At 73.6% G+C, this 15,753-nt stretch carries 15 protein-coding genes and 1 pseudogene; 5 read left to right on the top strand and 11 right to left on the bottom strand.

Going from position 1 to position 15,753, the window contains the following annotated elements:
* Positions 1–165: 165 nt before the first annotated feature.
* Positions 166–1,236, bottom strand: coding sequence for a hypothetical protein (locus I3F54_RS26560; RefSeq protein WP_240121443.1), 1,071 nt, complete (start codon positions 1,234–1,236; stop codon positions 166–168).
* 439 nt (positions 1,237–1,675) lie between these two features.
* Between I3F54_RS26560 and I3F54_RS26550 the strand changes: the two genes are divergently transcribed.
* Both I3F54_RS26550 and I3F54_RS26545 read left to right on the top strand, forming a co-directional pair.
* Entirely contained in the window at positions 1,676–1,876 is a 201-nt protein-coding gene (locus I3F54_RS26550) for a hypothetical protein (protein ID WP_240121442.1), read from the top strand.
* A 377-nt stretch (positions 1,877–2,253) separates the two neighbouring features.
* On the top strand, positions 2,254–3,135 hold the full coding sequence (locus tag I3F54_RS26545) for a universal stress protein (RefSeq protein WP_240121441.1): 882 nt from the start codon (positions 2,254–2,256) through the stop codon (positions 3,133–3,135).
* Between the two features lie 182 nt (positions 3,136–3,317).
* Here the strand turns inward: I3F54_RS26545 and I3F54_RS26540 are convergent, their stop codons facing one another.
* The 6 genes and pseudogenes from I3F54_RS26540 to I3F54_RS26515 all read right to left on the bottom strand — a co-directional run bounded on the left by I3F54_RS26540 (position 3,318) and on the right by I3F54_RS26515 (position 8,704).
* Positions 3,318–5,057: a methyltransferase gene (locus I3F54_RS26540; RefSeq protein WP_240121440.1), complete on the bottom strand. Its 1,740-nt coding sequence runs from the start codon at positions 5,055–5,057 to the stop codon at positions 3,318–3,320.
* A gap of 168 nt (positions 5,058–5,225) precedes the next feature.
* Entirely contained in the window at positions 5,226–5,366 is a 141-nt protein-coding gene (locus tag I3F54_RS26535; protein WP_240121439.1) for a hypothetical protein, read from the bottom strand.
* Entirely contained in the window at positions 5,363–5,872 is a 510-nt protein-coding gene (locus I3F54_RS26530; protein WP_240121438.1) for an FAD-dependent monooxygenase, read from the bottom strand. Before I3F54_RS26530 ends, I3F54_RS26535 begins: the two co-directional genes overlap by 4 nt.
* 173 nt (positions 5,873–6,045) lie before the next feature.
* Positions 6,046–6,543: pseudogene (locus tag I3F54_RS26525) on the bottom strand (SWIM zinc finger domain-containing protein); the annotation flags it as partial.
* Between the two features lie 297 nt (positions 6,544–6,840).
* Positions 6,841–7,677, bottom strand: a complete 837-nt coding sequence (locus I3F54_RS26520) for an undecaprenyl-diphosphate phosphatase (RefSeq protein ID WP_240121437.1) — start codon at positions 7,675–7,677, stop codon at positions 6,841–6,843.
* 364 nt (positions 7,678–8,041) lie between these two features.
* A complete protein-coding gene (locus tag I3F54_RS26515) occupies positions 8,042–8,704 on the bottom strand; it encodes a DedA family protein (RefSeq protein WP_240121436.1) in 663 nt (220 codons plus the stop codon).
* Positions 8,705–8,849: 145 nt separating this feature from the next.
* Between I3F54_RS26515 and I3F54_RS26510 the strand changes: the two genes are divergently transcribed.
* The 3 genes from I3F54_RS26510 (at position 8,850) to I3F54_RS26500 (ending at position 11,583) form a co-directional block, all read left to right on the top strand.
* Entirely contained in the window at positions 8,850–9,239 is a 390-nt protein-coding gene (locus tag I3F54_RS26510) for a BlaI/MecI/CopY family transcriptional regulator (protein WP_240121435.1), read from the top strand.
* Positions 9,240–9,252: 13 nt separating this feature from the next.
* Complete coding sequence (locus I3F54_RS26505) at positions 9,253–10,203, top strand: M56 family metallopeptidase (RefSeq protein WP_240121434.1); 951 nt, start codon at positions 9,253–9,255, stop codon at positions 10,201–10,203.
* Positions 10,204–10,281: 78 nt separating this feature from the next.
* Positions 10,282–11,583, top strand: a complete 1,302-nt coding sequence (locus tag I3F54_RS26500; RefSeq protein WP_240121433.1) for an MFS transporter — start codon at positions 10,282–10,284, stop codon at positions 11,581–11,583.
* Between the two features lie 331 nt (positions 11,584–11,914).
* Here the strand turns inward: I3F54_RS26500 and I3F54_RS26495 are convergent, their stop codons facing one another.
* From I3F54_RS26495 to I3F54_RS26480, 4 genes are all read right to left on the bottom strand, one after another.
* Positions 11,915–12,508 (bottom strand): copper resistance CopC family protein, encoded by a 594-nt coding sequence (locus I3F54_RS26495; protein ID WP_240121432.1) that lies wholly within the window; start codon positions 12,506–12,508, stop codon positions 11,915–11,917.
* The gene (locus tag I3F54_RS26490; protein WP_240121431.1) at positions 12,487–13,215 is read right to left on the bottom strand and encodes a superoxide dismutase family protein; all 729 of its coding nucleotides are present in this window, start codon (positions 13,213–13,215) and stop codon (positions 12,487–12,489) included. Before I3F54_RS26490 ends, I3F54_RS26495 begins: the two co-directional genes overlap by 22 nt.
* 209 nt (positions 13,216–13,424) lie before the next feature.
* The gene (locus tag I3F54_RS26485) at positions 13,425–14,243 is read right to left on the bottom strand and encodes a hypothetical protein (protein WP_240121430.1); all 819 of its coding nucleotides are present in this window, start codon (positions 14,241–14,243) and stop codon (positions 13,425–13,427) included.
* A 322-nt stretch (positions 14,244–14,565) separates the two neighbouring features.
* Positions 14,566–15,750, bottom strand: a complete 1,185-nt coding sequence (locus I3F54_RS26480) for an ABC transporter ATP-binding protein (RefSeq protein ID WP_240121429.1) — start codon at positions 15,748–15,750, stop codon at positions 14,566–14,568.
* Positions 15,751–15,753 lie beyond the last annotated feature (3 nt).

Raw genomic sequence — 15,753 nt, 5'->3', positions numbered from 1 at the left:
GACACCGAGCGGCAGGCGGTGCTGGAGCTGATGAACCGGCCCGAGTACGTGGACCTGCCACCCGCGCGAGCCTCGCTTCGGCCGGTCACCCTTCGCCCTCGCCCGCGAACAGGAGTCCCACAGTTCCCTCGTCCACAGACCGATTGGCGCGCGCTGGTTCCGGGCTCAGTTCTCCGTCCACAGTCTTCTCATCAGGTGCCGCCTGTCGTCGGGAGCCGGAACTCTGCGGAAACCACCGGGAGATACCCGGTGAATGCAGTCGACGCCATACCGGTGCAGCAGCTGAAGCTCCCGCTCACCGGGCGATTCGGGGAGCAGCACGGCAAGCCGATCCACAGGACGCGGACTGTGCGGGGCATAGTCCAACAGCTGGGAGAGAGCTTCACGCACGTACGCGTGCCCGGCACGGCTCTTCGCTTCGATCAGCTCCACGCCGTCAGGCCCCTGTACATAGATGTCACAAAGGCCGGCTGGAGAGCGGAAGCGCTCAGCAGCCACGGTGAGCGTGGCGCAGAACTCCGTGACCAACGGCTGTTCCTCACGCCTGTAGAGGGTCGTCGTCGCCGCACGCTCGAAGCGGACGACGGGCGTGTGCTGTTGTTCCAGTTGAGTCCGCTGAACCGGGAGCAGACTGCTGGCAGGCGACTTCTCGATGCCCAGTTGTTCCAACACCGTCCTGGTGGTTATGCGCAAACCCTCGATGACAGCTCGTGCCTTGCTACCCTGGAGCACCAACTGGCCGGGAAATCCGTAGTTCTTGGAATATCCGATCAGTTCAGCGAGTTCTTCGTACGGCACCTCGGCTGGGACGAGGTCCCGCAGGCTGTACACGGTATGCCAGCTCTTGCCTCCGGGCGATGGCGGCCAGAGAGTATCCGCAACCTCGCGGTTGACGAAGATGACGCCGACTTCTCCTACAGCCAGCACCTTTTTCGCCCCGGTGAACAGAGCCACGTCGCCTGTACGCACGCCGGACATGGCCTTGTCATGAGTCGATGTGGCACCCCAGAAGCGGGCCATACCACTGGGATGTATGCGACTGAGCTGCTCAAGCTGTCCAGACGACAGATGCCTCGTCAAGGACTTCTCGCCAAAGGGCACTTCCTGCTCAAGCGTGTCGTGCCAATGTCTACGCGACTCCTTGCTTCCATAGGCCGGACACACGAGCACTCGCGCTTCGAAGTCGACGTCCGGCACGGAGGTCGCCGCGCCCTGGGTGAGGTCAGCCGCACACACGCGGTGATCATATCCGTAGATCAGCTAGTCCTACTAGCCATGACGGTCTTCCATCCGTACCTCCTCACTGAGTCAATCTCCCCCCGGGACGGGAGAGTTCCCCGTGACTTTCCGTCACCTGGGTCTCCAACTGCTCGTCGGCCAGTAGCGGAATGCGGTTCTCGAACAGAGCCCGCGCACACCCCTCCGGCTGCAACAACCGGGCCGCCAACCAGCTCTGGTCGGTGAGGCGGCTGGAGCGGGCGGAGGCCAGGACCTGTTCGCGGCGGGCGTCCTCGTCGGCGCCTTCGACGGGCCGGTCGCGCAGGGGGCCGTTCAGGCGGCCGAGGGTTTCTTGAGCAGGCCGGTGGCGTAGCGGTCGTGCAGGTAGGTGTCGAGGGCGGTGAGAGGGACGGCGAGGTGTTTCGCGGTCCCGGGGCGGTAGCGGCCGGTGACGCCGATGGCGGTGCGGCGCTCGGCCTCGCTGGGGGCCGGTGCGCCGGGTGCGCAGGGCGGCTTCGCGCTGCGCTCCCTGTACTACCTGCGCCGCCTTTCACCGCACCTGCTGCATCTCCCGCCCTCGCAGCGGACAGGCCCGGCGCCGGGCCGGCGAAGCCGTCTTCGCTGCGGGCAGTGGGCCGTCGTTGTTTACTGGCTGTAGGCGGTGACCGGCGGGACATGGCTGCCGGGGGCGGCCGGCCGGTCCGTGCTGCTGCCCCACGGCCGGTCGGTTCCCGAAGTCGCCGGCCCGGCTCTCCGTCCGCACACCGCCTCTGCCAAGGCGGCGGAACCGTGCGGTGGCCCAGGGGTCCACCCTGCACGGGGCGGACGCCTCAGCGTGACGAGGAGCGGCCCCGGAACCGAGGCGATGGAGGTACTGATCTCCGATACCGGCCTTTCGGCCTCCGGGACCGCGTCGGCGCCACGGCCCCTTCGCGGCCTCGAAAGGAGGCACGACACGGCGCAGAACCATCATGACGGTTCCCGTGACCTGCCGCGGGCCCGGCGTGCTGGCCGAAGGAACCGAAGGAGTCGGCTATGCCCCACGTACCTGGACGAAACCCGATCGTGGTCGGTGTCGACCCCGATCCCGGCAGGCGCGCGGCGCTCGCCTGGGCCGCCGACGAGGCGGACCGACGCCGCCTGCCCTTGGTTCTGGCCCTCGCGCAGAACGTGCCGACCCCCGGATACCGGCCGACCGGCGGCCGACCGTCCTGGGAGGAGTGGAACGAGGCACTGCACGCCACGGGGGACAGGGTGCTGAAGGAGGCGGTGGCCTTCGTCGAGTCCCGGCATCCGCAGCTTCCGGTGTCCGGGCTGCTGGCCGAGGGGCATCCGGCGTGGGTGCTGAGCGAGCAGGCGCAGCACGCCACCATGATCGTGCTCGGTTCCTGGCATCTGGGTCCTGTCCAGGAGCTCTTCACCTCCGCCGCCGTCACCCTGCCGCTGATCGCTCACGCGCCCTGCCCCGTGGTGGCCGTCCCCGAGTCGGAGCACATCGCACAGCAGCCCCCGTATTTCGTGGTCGGAGTCGACGGCAGCCCCCAGTCCGCGGCCGCCGTCGACTTCGCCTTCGAGGAGGCCGCCCTGCGCGGCGCGGTCCTGCGGGCCCTGTACGTGCGGCACCCACCGCGGCTCGGAGCCCTGGACGAGGACGCGGCGCTCCAGGAGTGCCGCCGGCTGCTGTCGGAGACCGTCGCCGGGCGTACCGCCACCCGTCCGGAGGTGGCACTGCACCACGAGGTCGTGACGGGCCACCCGGTGCAGGTCCTGGCCACGGCGTCCGAGCACGCGCTCGGTCTGGTGGTGGGCACACGCGGGCACGGCGGCTTCACCGGCATGCTGCTGGGCTCCGTCAGCCAGGGCGTCCTGCACCACGCCCGCTGCCCGGTCCTGACCGTCCCCCACACCGACGGGTAGCCCGCGCGCCGTGCGGGGGACCGTGGCCGGTCGCCCGCACACGCGGCTCCCGGGCACACACGGGTGCCGCCCGTGAGCGGAGGACGCGCCCGCCCTCGGGCCGTCGCCCCCCGTGATGAGGGCCCGGGACCGTGTGGCCGGTGGACCGCACCGGCGCCGCGGCCGAGCGGCGCACCGGCGTGTCAGGTCCTGCGGGCGTGCAGGGTGTGGGCGCCGAGGGGGAGGGGGGTGTGGGCGACGAGGTCGAGTCCGGCGTCGTTCAGGAGCCGCGCGTAGTGGTCCGCGGTGCGCTCTCGGCCCCCGGTGTTGCACATCATGTGGAGGTCCCACGCGGTGGCCAGGGACGGGGTGTCGTCGGGTGGCAGGAGGCGTTCGACGACGAGGAGATCGGCGTGCTCCGGCATGGCGTCGGCGCAGTGGCGCAGGATGGTCCGGCAGCGGTCGTCGTCCCAGTCGTGCAGGACGCGGGAGAGGAGGTAGACGTCGCCGCCCGGGGGTACGTCCGCGAAGTCGCCCGCGCGGTAGTCGCAGCGGTCGCCGGCGTCGGTGGCGGTGAGGCGGGTGCGGGCGGCGGCGAGGACCTGGGGGCGTTCGAGGAGGACGCCGCGCAGGGTGGGGTGGGCGGTCAGCACGCGGCCGAGGAGTTCTCCGGTTCCCCCGGCGATGTCCACGACGGTGCGGGGCCGGCCGGCGGCGCCGGCTGCGGCGGTGAGCACCGGATGCGCGGGGAGGGAATCGAAGATCAGGGCGCTGGACGCCATGGACTGGTCGAAGAGGGCGGCGAGTTCGGGGTCGCGGGCGAAGTGGTCGAAGTGGTTCTCGCCGTGGAGGTGATCGAAGCCGGGTTCCCCCGTGCGTACGGTGTGGGTCAGGTGGGCGAAGGACTGGTAGAACGGGCCGCCGTACATCAGCGCCAGCGGCCGCATCGAGCCCGGGGCCCGCGCGTCGAGGAGTTCACCGACGCCGGTGAGGTGGAAGCCGTCCGGGGCTTCGGACACCACGCCCAGCATCGCGAGGTAGCGCAGCAGGGTGGCCAGGGTCCGCGGTTGTGCGCCGACGACCCTAGCCAGCGCGGCGGTGCCGGCGCCGGGGTGCCGTGCGATGGCCTCCGGCAGCCGCAGCTGTGCGCACGCCGCCAGTGCCTGGGTGGTCCAGGCACCGGTCAGGAGTCGCAGGAGCGTTTCCGCGGGCTGCGGTCGGGCCTGCCGGCGTGCGGACGTCTCGGCGAGGTGCTCGGTCAGCACCTCGTGGTGCTCCCCGCTCGCGTACAGCTCCACGCGCCGGTACGCCGTCTTCGTGCCCGGGGGTGCGGTGAAGTAGAAGACGGTCCCGTCCTCGTGCGGGTTGTAACCGCCGCCGTCGGCGGTCGCGCCGTGCCGCGCGAAGCTCGCCAGGAGCCCGCGCAGCACCAGCGGGTCGGGCCGCGGCACGTCGAAGGCCAGGTGTGCCTCGTGGTCGAGCCTGCGTTCGTGGGAGGCGATCGCGGACAGCCCGGACCCCGGTGGCACGGTCAGCGCGAACACCTCGACCGCCCGGTGGTCTCCGTCGGGGCCGCGGACGGCGGGCCGGAGAATCCTTACGTCAAGGTCCGCGGGGTCGCGGCGATGGCGCGCGGCGAGGCGGTCGCGGACGACGACACTGGGCTGCGCCGCCCCGTCGGTGGTCAGCCCGCAGGCCGCCATCTCGGTCCGCAGCGTGTGCGCGTCGGGCGGGAAGACGAGTACCGCGGCGTGGGCGAAGCGGCACCGGTCCGTCAGGGCGCGCAGTTCGGGGCCGTCGAGGCCGGGCAGCACGTGCGCGAACAGGACCGAGGCGTCCTGTTCGCGGACGAGTCCGGCCGTCGCGCTGAGCCGCGCCGCGTCGTCGGCGACGTGCGCCTTCGTCGTGTGCGTGGGCATGGTGAAGGAGTCCTGGGGATGCATGGGGTGTCCGTGTCGAGGAAGGAGGCCCGTGCCCCGGCCCGACGGCCCGTGCCGCGGACAGGAGCATGCGGCTGGGTCCGGGCCCGGGATACGGGAGACGGGGAGGGCTAGCGAGCGGCAGTGGGGCAGGGAGAGGCGAGGAAAGGGTCGAGGGGCGGAAGGGCCTGGTCAGATGCCGACGTAGTGCTCGGTGAACCAACCCTGGTGGGTGCGTGAGCCGCACGGTGCCGCGATGCGGGAGCGGCACAGGCGCTCCGGGGAGGGCGAGGTGTCCTCGGGTCCGGACCCGCCGTACAGGAGACGGATCATCCTGTGCGAGGACTCCTGCGCGCGCCAGACGCGGGACAGGCGGCCCGATCCGTCACGCAGGGCGCCGGGTGGTCCGCGTCGTGCACGGCGACCGCCTCCGCACGGAAGCGGATCCGTCCTACGGCGGTGGGACATCGGCCCCGCAGGCGACCGCCCGGCTGGTACCCGGGATGGACGGTGTGCGGCTCGCCGCGGCCCAGCCGCCGGTAGTCCGGGCGGAAGCGGCCGTCCTCGGTGCGGAAGTCGCAGACGCCGTGCTCCTGCCCGCGCCGGCTCGGCCCCTCGTCCGGGCCGTTGCGTTCCAGGATGCGCACGGGGTGGGCGGCGAGGAAGCCGGCCGGGGCCCGGAGGTGCTCACCACTGGCGCGTTCCAGGAGGACGCAGAGGGCGCGGTCGATCCCGGAGCGGAGCCGGAGGTCTCCCGGCACCAGCCCGGCCGGACCGGTGCCGAGGACCACCACGTCGGCCAAGTGCTGGCCATCACAGGCTCCCTGACTGTCTGTCACGACAGTGGATCATAGGCGCTGAAAAGAACACGGAACGCCGAAGATCACCCGAACGCTCTGTTTGCCATGCGCAACCTGATGAGATGGATCGGTCCCGGCACGCCGACGCTGGCCCTGCACTGCGCTGACTCGGCCAGGGCCGCCGACGGCAGCGAGGCGGTCGGCGACTCGGTGTGACGGGCGAAGGGGCCGATGCCGAGCAGTTGGCGGATGCGGGCCCGGACCGCGGCGAGGTCCCCGCGGGCGCTCGCGGCCTTCAGTTCCAGGCGGTGCCGCAACTGCCGGTCCTCGTAGATCTGTTGCCGCAGCAGAGCGAGCAACTCGGCCTTGGACAGGGCGGAAAGCCATCCGTCGAGGTGCTGAGCGCGGTCCCGGGCCGCCTTCCGCTGCCGTGGCAGGCCCGCCCGCCGGGCGAGCACCGTCAGGCCGAGGGCGACCAGGTGCTTGCAGAAGTTGCCCTCCACGCCGTACGGGCAGTCGCAGGTGCCGGTCGGCCCGCCGGGTTCCTCCAGGGCCGGCTCCACCTCGTACCGCTCGGTGCCGTGAACGCTCGCGCGGACCCAGCCGTCACCGATCTCGACCCCGGACACCGCGTCCAGGCAGCCGCGGCCCCGTTCGAAGGAACGGGCACCGGCCCGCTTCCTGAGGTTCGCCTCGGTGATGCCGCGCACGGGTCCGTTTCCTGCCCTGCTGTGGTGGTGCGGTTGCCACCCGCCGGCGCAGAGGGCGCGGATGGCCGAGCGGTGTCCTACGGCGGGTTCGGCCGTCAACCGGGCCCGGGGCGGGGCGGCTCGGCACGGGAGACACGGCCGGGGCGAGGACGGAGGGGCCGGAGGGTGGAGAGGCACCCGGCACCCCGGGGCGGACAACGAAACGGTCGGCCCCGGTCCCGGAGTACCGCCGCCCGGCAGACACGCCGTGCCGGCCGGGCGGCCGTGCGCGTCCGCGGGGGTGCCGGGCGGTGTGGGTCAGGCCGTGAGCACGCCGGTGGCCAGCAGGCCGAGCAGCGCTGTGCCGACGAGGATCCGGTAGACCACGAAGGCGTTGAAGGAGTGGGTGGCGACGAACTTGAGCAGCCAGGCGATGGTGGCGTAGGCGACCACGAAGGAGACGGCGGTGCCGACGGCCAGCGGGACGACGCCCACGCCCGCGCCCAGGGCGTCCTTCAGCTCGTACAGTCCCGCGCCGGTCAGCGCCGGGATGCCGAGGAAGAAGGACAGGCGGGTGGCGGCGACGCGGTCCAGGTCGAGCATCAGGGCGGTGGACATGGTGGCGCCGGAGCGGGAGAAGCCGGGGAAGAGCAGCGCGAGGATCTGCGAGGTGCCGACCAGCATCGCGTCCTTCAGGGAGGTGTCGTCCTCGCCGCGCTTGTGGCGGCCCATCTGGTCGGCGACCCACATCACGCCGGATCCGACGATCAGCGAGCCCGCCACCACCCACAGCGAGGCGAGCGGGCCCTCGATGAGCGGTTTGGCGGCCAGGCCCACGATCACGATCGGGACGGTGGCGTAGATGACCCACCAGGCGAACTTGTAGTCGTGGTGGTAACGCTCCTCCTTGTTCCGCAGTCCGCGGCCCCAAGCGGTGACGAAGCGGCGGATGTCCTGGAAGAAGTAGACGAGCAGGGCGGCGATGGCGCCGACCTGGATGACGGCGGAGAATCCGACGACCGAGTCGTCGTCGACCGGGATCCCCATGAGCCCTTCGGCGATCTTGAGGTGGCCGGTGGACGAGACGGGCAGGAACTCGGTCAATCCTTCGACGACTCCGAGGACGACGGACTGACCAAGGCTGATGGCACTCATCGGGGTCCCAATCTGAGGCATGTCGGGGGCAGGCGGAGCCAGGCCCCTACGGTCGCCGGCCTTCGGCCGGAGGGTGCGCCGACGGCGCGAACGGCCGGGACGGCGCGGACCGCGTCGGCACGGACGGCGCCGGTGGCGCGGATCGCCCCGACGCGGACAGCAGCGGCCGCGCGGGCGGCACCGGCGGCACGGGCCGCCCCGGCGCCTGCGCCTCGGGCCGCCCCGGCGCGGACTGCTCGGCCCCACGCCGACCCCGGCATCGGCACCGGCACCCACATCGGAGGCCGGGGCGGGGCCGGAACGTGGGAGGTGGCGTGGTGGCCGGCGGTGGATCCGCGGGTGGTGCGGGGCGGGGGCTCGGGGCTCACCCGGCGTGCTCGCGGGTCGGGGCCTGCGCCGCGCGGGCACGGCGGCGGGCCCGCAGTGCCTCCAGGAGCAGCGGCACCAGGGAGACGGCGACGATCAGGCCGACCAGCGGGAGCAGGTAGCGGTCGACGTTCGGGATGCTCGATCCGAGGGCGTAGCCGCCGAGGACCAGTCCGGCCGTCCAGAGCAGTCCGCCGATGGCCTGCCAGAGGGCGAAGGCGCGGGTGGGCACGCCCACGATGCCGGCCAGGGGGTTGAGGACGGTGCGCACCACCGGGACGAAGCGGGCCAGCACGATGGCCTTTCCGTGGCCGTACCGGGCGAGGAGGTCCTCGGCCCGCGACACGCCGTCCGCCAGATGCCGGTTGCGGGTGCGGGCCAGCAGTGTCCGGCCGGCGCGGCGGCCGAGGAGGTGCCCCACCTGGGCACCGAGCAGGGCCCCGGCCGCGGCGGCCACCAGCACGGCCGGCAGCGCCAGGTGCACGCCGCCGCTTCCGCCGTGCGTGGTGCACAGCAGCCCGGCGGTGAACAGCAGCGAGTCGCCGGGCAGGAAGAAGCCGATCAGCAGACCGGTCTCGGCGAACAGCACCAGGAACACGCCCGCGGTGCCGAACGCCGTCAGCAACGAGGTGGCGTCCAGCGGATTGAGGGCCTGGAACACCCTGGGTCCTTTCCGGCCCGGCGCGGCCACCGGGTGCGGACTGCCCCCGGACTCACACGCATGGCACACTCTGGAGACGGCGACTTTTACACCGCCGTAGAAGTTCTACACGAATGTAGAAGACGAGCGGGAGAACGACAAACCCATGCGCGGCGACACCCAGGGCCGGGGCCCCAAGCGGCCCAACGGCGCCCGCGAGGCGGAGATCCTCACGCTGCTGCACCAGGCGGACGGCGCGCTGACCCCGGGCGAGGTCACCGAACGGCTCGGCGGCGGGCCCGCCTACAGCACCGTGGTGACGATCCTGACCCGGATGCACGCCAAGGACCTGCTCACCCGCACCCCGCGGGGCAGGGCCTTCGCCTACGCCCCGGTGACCGACGACGCCGGGTTCGCCGCCCGCCGCATGCGGACCGTGCTGGAGGAGCGGCCCGACCGGGAGGCCGTGCTGGCCCGCTTCGCCGACACCCTGTCGGACACCGACGCCGACCTGCTGCGCCACCTCCTCGACCCCGAGCACAAGCCCGGCCGGTAAGGGAGGCGCCCGCATGCATGTCGCCGTGTACGTCCCGCTGCTGCTGTGCCTGCTGGCCCCGCTCGGTGCCCGCCCGCTGTCGGAGCGGTGTGAGCCCCGCCTGGCCACCTGGCTGCTCACGGCCTCCGCGCTCGTCCTGGGCGCGGCGAGCACCGTCTCCCTGGGACTGCTGGCCGCCACCGGCCTGCTCCGCGTCCCGCAGCTCGCCGGGCTCGGCCACTGGTCGGCGCACACCGCCCAGCGGGACGCCCCCACGGAACTCTCCGTCGCCCTGATCGCCGGGCTCCTCCTCGGCGGCGCCCTCGTCACGGCCGCCCGCATGCTCTGGCGCCGTGCCCGCACCCTGGCCGCCGCCGCGGTGGACGCGGCCTGCATGCCCGCTCGCGACGGCCTGGTCGTCGTCGACGACGAGGTCCCGGACGCGTTCGCCGTACCGGGTCTGCCGGGCCGGATCGTCGTCTCCACCGGCATGCTCGACCGGCTCGACCGGACCGAGCGCGCCATCCTGCTCGCCCACGAGCGCGCCCACCTCACCGGGCACCACTTCGTCTTCGTCGCCCTCGCCCAGCTCGGCGCCTCCGCCAATCCGCTGCTGCGTCCGCTGGCCGCCGCCGTCACGTACACCATCGAGCGCTGGGCCGACGAGGACGCCGCCGCCCGGACCGGTGACCGCGGCCGCGTCGCCCGCACCGTGGGCAAGGCCGCCCTCGCCCAGCACAGCCGGCCGGCCCCGCTCCGCCCGGCGGGCGCCGTCCTCGGCATCCTCGGATTCCCCGGCCGCCGCGGCCCCCTCGCCTCGGCGGGCCCGGTCCCCCGCCGCGTCGCCGCCCTGCTGGCGCCGCCCCTGGACCGTCACCGGATCCTGGCCGCCGTCACCGCGGCCGTCCTCGCCGCGGCCACCCTCGCCACCGCGGAGGCCGCCCGCGACCTGCACCTCCTGCTGGAAACGGTGGGCGTGTCATAGCGGGCGTGCGCGCTGCGGAACGCCAGCCGAACCGTGCGGAACCCGGCCGTGCGGTCTGCCAGTGACGAGGGGGAGGGCATGAGACCCAGCGGACCCGGCGGACCCGGCGGACCCGGCGGACCCGGCGGACCCGGCGGACCCGACGGCGCGCAGCCCGCCCCGGACCGGGGCCCGGCCGCACCGCCGCCGGCGCCGCGTCTGACGGCGTGGCGTTTCGTCGTGGTCTTCGGCACGGTCAGCCTGCTGATGGACTTCGTCTACGAAGGCGCCCGGTCCGTCACCGGCCCGTTCCTCGCCCACCTGGGCGCCTCCGCGGCCGTGGTGGGCGTGGTCACGGGTGCCGGGGAGGCCGCCGCGCTGGGACTGCGGCTGGTGTCGGGACCGCTGGCCGACCGCACCGGACGCTTCTGGGGGTGGACGATCGCCGGGTACGCCCTGACCGCCGCCAGCGTCCCGCTGCTCGGACTGACCGGCGCGCTGTGGGCCGCGTGTGCGCTGGTGGTGGCCGAACGGATCGGCAAGGCGGTCCGCTCCCCCGCCAAGGACACGCTGCTCTCCCATGCCACCGCCGCCACCGGGCGCGGCCGGGGCTTCGCCGTGCACGAGGCGATGGACCAGGTCGGCGCGCTGATCGGCCCGCTCACCGTGGCCGGTGTCCTCGCCGTGACCGGCGGCGACTACGCCCCGGCGTTCGGCGTGCTGGCCCTGCCCGGAGTGGCCGCGCTCGCGTTGCTGGTGTGGCTGCGCGCCCGGGTCCCGGACGCCGCGGCCTACGAGAGGGCGTCCCGTCGGCCCACCACCCGGGGCACGGATCCGCCGGGCGGGACGGAGCGCCCGCGGCTGCCGCGCGCGTTCTGGGTGTACGCGGCCTTCACCGCCCTCACCCTGGTGGGCTTCTCCACCTTCGGTGTGCTCTCCTTCCACCTGGTCACGCGCTGTCTGCTGCCCACCGCCGCGGTGCCCGTGCTGTACGCCGCCGCGATGGTCGCCGACGCCGTCTCCGCACTGGCCACCGGCTGGCTCTACGACCGCCACGGCCCTCGTGTCCTCGTCGTGCTGCCGCTACTGTCCGCGGTCGTGCCGGTACTGGCGTTCGCCGGCAGTCCGGCGGTCGCCGTGCTGGGTGCACTGGTGTGGGGCGCGGCGGTCGGCGTGCAGGAGTCCACCCTGCGCGCCACCGTCGCGGACCTGGTGGCGCCCGGCCGCCGGGCCACCGCGTACGGCGTCTTCGCCGGGGTCATGGGCGGCGCCGCGCTCGCGGGCGGGGCGCTGACCGGTGTCCTGTACGAGGTGTCGGTTCCCACGCTCGTCACCGTCGTGGCCTGCGTCCAGGCCTCGGCACTCGTGGTGCTGTGGCGCACGCACGCCTCCGGCGTCTGACGCACGTGCCCCGCACTCCACGGCCGGTGCACCGGATCGGACCGGTGACCCCCGGGCCCCACCGCCGTGGACGTCGGGTGTTCCGCCGCCAAGCGTCGCAGGCACCGGCCCGCGCAGAAGCGGCACGGGACCGGCACGGAAGCGGCACGGGACCGGCACGGAAGCGGCACGGGACCGGCACGGAAGCGGCGCGGGGCGGTTGCGGGACCGGCCGGGAGCCCGCGGAGGACGGGCGCGGGCCCGGCGTGGGAACGGTGCCCCTGTGACGCTCGCCCCGCTCGCGTCCCGGCACCGCGCTCGCGGGCCCGCGCCCGCGAGCGCGGTGCCGCGGTCACCCGACGGCTCGTCTCCTTCCCCTCGACCGCGGGCGGCGTCTCCTGCGCACGACCAGGGCTCCCCCGCCGACAGCGGCGACGGTCGCCGCGAGGGCGACCAGCGCCGTGGTGCGGTCCAGGCCCGGGAACGTGCCGTCCGCGTCCTGGTCCGCGCCCGGTGCCGCGAGGTTCAGCCCCCGGCAGGCGTCCGGAGCCCGCACGGCCCCGGCCCCGTCGGCGACCTGGAACTGGAAGGCGCTGGTCTGGGTGTCGCCGTCGGAGGCGGTGACCGTGTAGGTCAGCGTGGTGACGCCCGCCTTCAGTGGGCTGACCGTGGCGCAGGTGACGGCGCCGTCGGTCACCGTGGGCCGGCCGACCGGCACCGCGGTGCCGTCGGGTCCGGTGACGCTGATCTCCGGTGTGGTGCCGGGCTTGAGCTTGACGAAGGTCAGCGCGACGACGCCGGTGCCGGTGCCGACCGTGGAGCCGGGTGCCGGTGTGGCGTCCTTCAGTGCGGTGTGGGCGGATGCCGGGGTGGCGCCGGCCAGCAGCAGCACGCCCAGGCAGGCCGGCAGGACGGCCGACGCCCTCAGAAGCCGAAGTCCGCGCATGCGATCCGGTTGTCCATCGCTTCCATGGGGTGGACGACGACGGCGACCGCGCCCTCGCCGGTCTTCTTGTCGTTGCCGACCGTGGTCATGGCCTTCCCGGACGCGTCCGCGTCGAACACCAGGTGGACCTCGTTGGGCGGCGCCGTCGGGCCGCCCTTGGTGAACTGGAAGTGCGGGCCGCCGTTGTCGGCGTTGCAGTGCCGGGCATGCAGGTGGGCCATGTAGTGGTGGCCGGGCTTCAGGCCGGTCAGGGACACCGTCACCGTGGTGCCCTTCGGCCCCTGGGCCAGCCAGGCCGTGCCCTTGACGTCGTCCATGCCGGGCGGACGCGTGTCGAGCAGGGTGAAGCTGCCCTTCACCACATCGGCACCGGGGATCCTGTCGGCGGGCGTGGCCTGGGGATCGCCCATCGCCATGTCGGACATCCCGTCCATGCCCTTGGACGGGGCTGCCGAGGCCGCGGCGGCCTTGTCCGACGTGTCGGCGGAGGAACCGCCGCCGCAGCCGGACAGCAGCAGCGCCGTGGCCGCCGCGGCGGTGCCGCCGGCCACGAGACGGTTCCGCGCGCGGCGGGCACGCGGGTGCCGCTCGGACGTCGCCCGCCGCGTCACCGGCCGTATCGCCGGCGGCACCACCGGCTGTGTCGTCCGCTGCGTCGTCGGCACGCCGTCCTGCTCGGACGCGCGGCCGGCCGTGTACTGGTCCATGAAAGGAGACTCCTGATCGATGGCGGGACCGGACCCGCGGACAGCGTCGCGGCACCCCGCCGCGAGGCACCGCTCGGCGGTCGCCGAGGCGCCGGAAGGTCACGCGGGGTACGGGCCCGGAGGTGAGGAGAACGGGCCGACGCGCGTATGCGCCCGTCGGCCTTGCGCCTGTCCCCGCCCGCTCGCGGGCCGCCGCCTTCGGTCCGGGATCAGGACCGCGCGGCGCGCGGGAGACGGGGAGACAGACAACCGGTTGGGAGCCGGTGCCGTGGTGGTCCCCTGCGCACGACGACGTGTCTGAGTACGGACTCGGTGGGCCGCCAGTGCTCCGCGCCGTGGCGGACGGCCCGGCACGACCGGGCGCCGGTGCCGCCGCGTGCGGCGGAGGACGCCCGGAGGATCCGCCGCAACGGGGCGACGAGGACGGTCGCCAGGGCCCGGGCGATCCGGTGGACCGCCGCCTCCCCCCGCCACAGCCACAGTCCGCACAGGGCCGCGGCCAGCGCATGGGCCAGCAGCATCCCGGCGGAGCCCCCGTGCGTCACCGCGGACACGAAGCCCGGGACCGAGAGGCCCGGCACGGGTCCGGAGCCGCCCGACGGCATGCCGTGATGCATCGTCATGCCCGTGTGGGACAGCGACATCATCTCCGGCACGCCCGAGCAGCAGGCCCCGCCCGTGGCGGCCGCGCCGTCCGCAGCGGGCACCGGCCGGGAGGCGGCGGCGAACAGCACGTGCAGCAGCGCCTGAACGGCGACGGTGGACCCGACGACCGTCAGCGCCGCCCGCTCGCGGCCGGTCAGCCACCACCCGCCCGGCACGACGGCGGCGAACGCGAGACCGGCCGCCCACCAGGGCAGCAATTCGCCCGACATCAGGGTGTGTCCCAACGCGGTCGTCACCACGCACAGGGCGGCGAAGAGCGCGGCCCGTACCGGGCGCACGGCGCCTGCGGCGTGCCCGGTGACGCCGGTCGTCCGGCTTCCCCGGTCCGCTCGGCCGCCGCAGTGGCGCGTCCGGCACGACATGGGACAACTCCTCGCTGGCCGTGGGGCTTCCCGTCCCTTACGGACGGCGGGTCCCCCGCGTTCACCGCCGGCTGCCAGGAGTCTGCCCGCCCGGGCCCGTCCTTCGCGTCGCTCCCCCGGACCGAACGTCCTCGGCGCCCTCCCCGCCCCCCTCCGACCGCGCTCCCGGTCGGCTGCGGTGCTCCGCTCGGGCAGGCGTGCCTCAACGTACCGCGGCCGACACCTCCGCCGCGAGAGCATGCGCCGGACCGCCGGCACCGTCGCCGTGCCCGTCGCGGCCCCTGAGCAGGGCGGGCCGGGAGGGCAGGCCCGCACCGGTTCGTCAGCCGGCGTTCTCCGGGTGGGAGAGGTTGGTGCCGGTCCCCGGGTCGAACACATGGGCCTTGCTCATGTCGACCCGCATGTCGAGCGGCTGGCCCTCCCGGGCGCGCGTGGCGGCGTCCAGACGGGCCACGACCTGCTGGACGCCGCCGGCACCGGTGTCCTTCAGGCCCGAGTCGGTGGCGAGTTCGTCCAGTTCGGCGCTCTGCGCGGGCCCGCCCTCCTGCGTGAAGTAGACGTACACGTCGGAGCCCAGGGACTCCAGTACGTCGACGGTGGCGGTGATGACCGGCCCGTGGGCGTCGTGCGCCAGGGCCGCGTCCTCGAAGGCCTCGGGCCGCAGACCGACGATGACGTCGCGGGGTGCGTTCTGCCGCTCCAGCGCCTGCCTCGTCCGGTCGTCCAGGGGCAGGTCCCCGAGGGCGGAGTGCAGGATGCTCCCCTCGACGGTGGCGTTGAGGAAGTTCATCGCCGGGGAGCCGATGAAGCCGGCGACGAAGAGGTTGCGCGGGAGGTCGTAGAGCTGCGCGGGCGTGCCGACCTGCTGGACCACTCCCAGCCGCATGACGACGACGCGGTCGCCGAGGGTCATCGCCTCGGTCTGGTCGTGGGTGACGTACACGGTGGTGGTGCCCAGGCGCCGTTGCAGCCGGGCGATCTGAGTGCGCATCTGGACGCGGAGCTTGGCGTCCAGGTTGGACAGCGGCTCGTCCATCAGGAACGCCTTCGGGTCGCGGACGATCGCCCGCCCCATGGCCACGCGCTGCCGCTGGCCGCCGGACAGGGCGGCCGGTCGGCGGTCGAGGAACTCGGTCAGGTCCAGGACCCGCGCGGCCTCATCGACCTTCTCGTCGATGGTCGCCTTGTCCACCTTGGCCAGGCGCAGCGGGAAGCCCATGTTCTCGCGGACGCTCAGGTGCGGGTACAGGGCGTAGCTCTGGAACACCATCGCGATGTCGCGGTCCTTGGGCGAAAGGTCGTTCACGACCCGGTCGCCGATGCGCAGGGTTCCCTCGGTGATGTCCTCCAGGCCGGCGATCATGTTCAGGGTGGTGGACTTGCCGCATCCGGACGGACCGACCAGGATCACGAACTCGCCGTCGGCGATGTCGAGGTCCACGCCCTGCACGGCGAGGGATCCGTCGGGAAAACGCTTGGTGACTCCCGAGAGGACGATCTCGGCCATCGG

Origin of the sequence: Streptomyces sp. MUM 2J, from assembly GCF_022414535.1 — a bacterium.
GTDB lineage: Bacteria > Actinomycetota > Actinomycetes > Streptomycetales > Streptomycetaceae > Streptomyces.
This window is presented reverse-complemented; position numbering and strand designations above follow the sequence as displayed.

What these genes read in the sequence shown, in the direction of transcription:
- I3F54_RS26505 (WP_240121434.1), top strand. Translation starts at nt 9,253, where the DNA reads ATGCATGTCGCCGTGTACGTCCCGCTGCTGCTGTGCCTGCTGGCCCCG.
- I3F54_RS26535 (WP_240121439.1), bottom strand. Translation starts at nt 5,366, where the DNA reads ATGATCCGTCTCCTGTACGGCGGGTCCGGACCCGAGGACACCTCGCCC.
- I3F54_RS26500 (WP_240121433.1), top strand. Translation starts at nt 10,282, where the DNA reads ATGAGACCCAGCGGACCCGGCGGACCCGGCGGACCCGGCGGACCCGGC.
- I3F54_RS26520 (WP_240121437.1), bottom strand. Translation starts at nt 7,677, where the DNA reads ATGAGTGCCATCAGCCTTGGTCAGTCCGTCGTCCTCGGAGTCGTCGAA.
- I3F54_RS26550 (WP_240121442.1), top strand. Translation starts at nt 1,676, where the DNA reads ATGGCGGTGCGGCGCTCGGCCTCGCTGGGGGCCGGTGCGCCGGGTGCG.
- I3F54_RS26480 (WP_240121429.1), bottom strand. Translation starts at nt 15,750, where the DNA reads ATGGCCGAGATCGTCCTCTCGGGAGTCACCAAGCGTTTTCCCGACGGA.
- I3F54_RS26485 (WP_240121430.1), bottom strand. Translation starts at nt 14,243, where the DNA reads ATGTCGTGCCGGACGCGCCACTGCGGCGGCCGAGCGGACCGGGGAAGC.
- I3F54_RS26545 (WP_240121441.1), top strand. Translation starts at nt 2,254, where the DNA reads ATGCCCCACGTACCTGGACGAAACCCGATCGTGGTCGGTGTCGACCCC.
- I3F54_RS26490 (WP_240121431.1), bottom strand. Translation starts at nt 13,215, where the DNA reads ATGGACCAGTACACGGCCGGCCGCGCGTCCGAGCAGGACGGCGTGCCG.
- I3F54_RS26510 (WP_240121435.1), top strand. Translation starts at nt 8,850, where the DNA reads ATGCGCGGCGACACCCAGGGCCGGGGCCCCAAGCGGCCCAACGGCGCC.
- I3F54_RS26495 (WP_240121432.1), bottom strand. Translation starts at nt 12,508, where the DNA reads ATGCGCGGACTTCGGCTTCTGAGGGCGTCGGCCGTCCTGCCGGCCTGC.
- I3F54_RS26540 (WP_240121440.1), bottom strand. Translation starts at nt 5,057, where the DNA reads ATGCATCCCCAGGACTCCTTCACCATGCCCACGCACACGACGAAGGCG.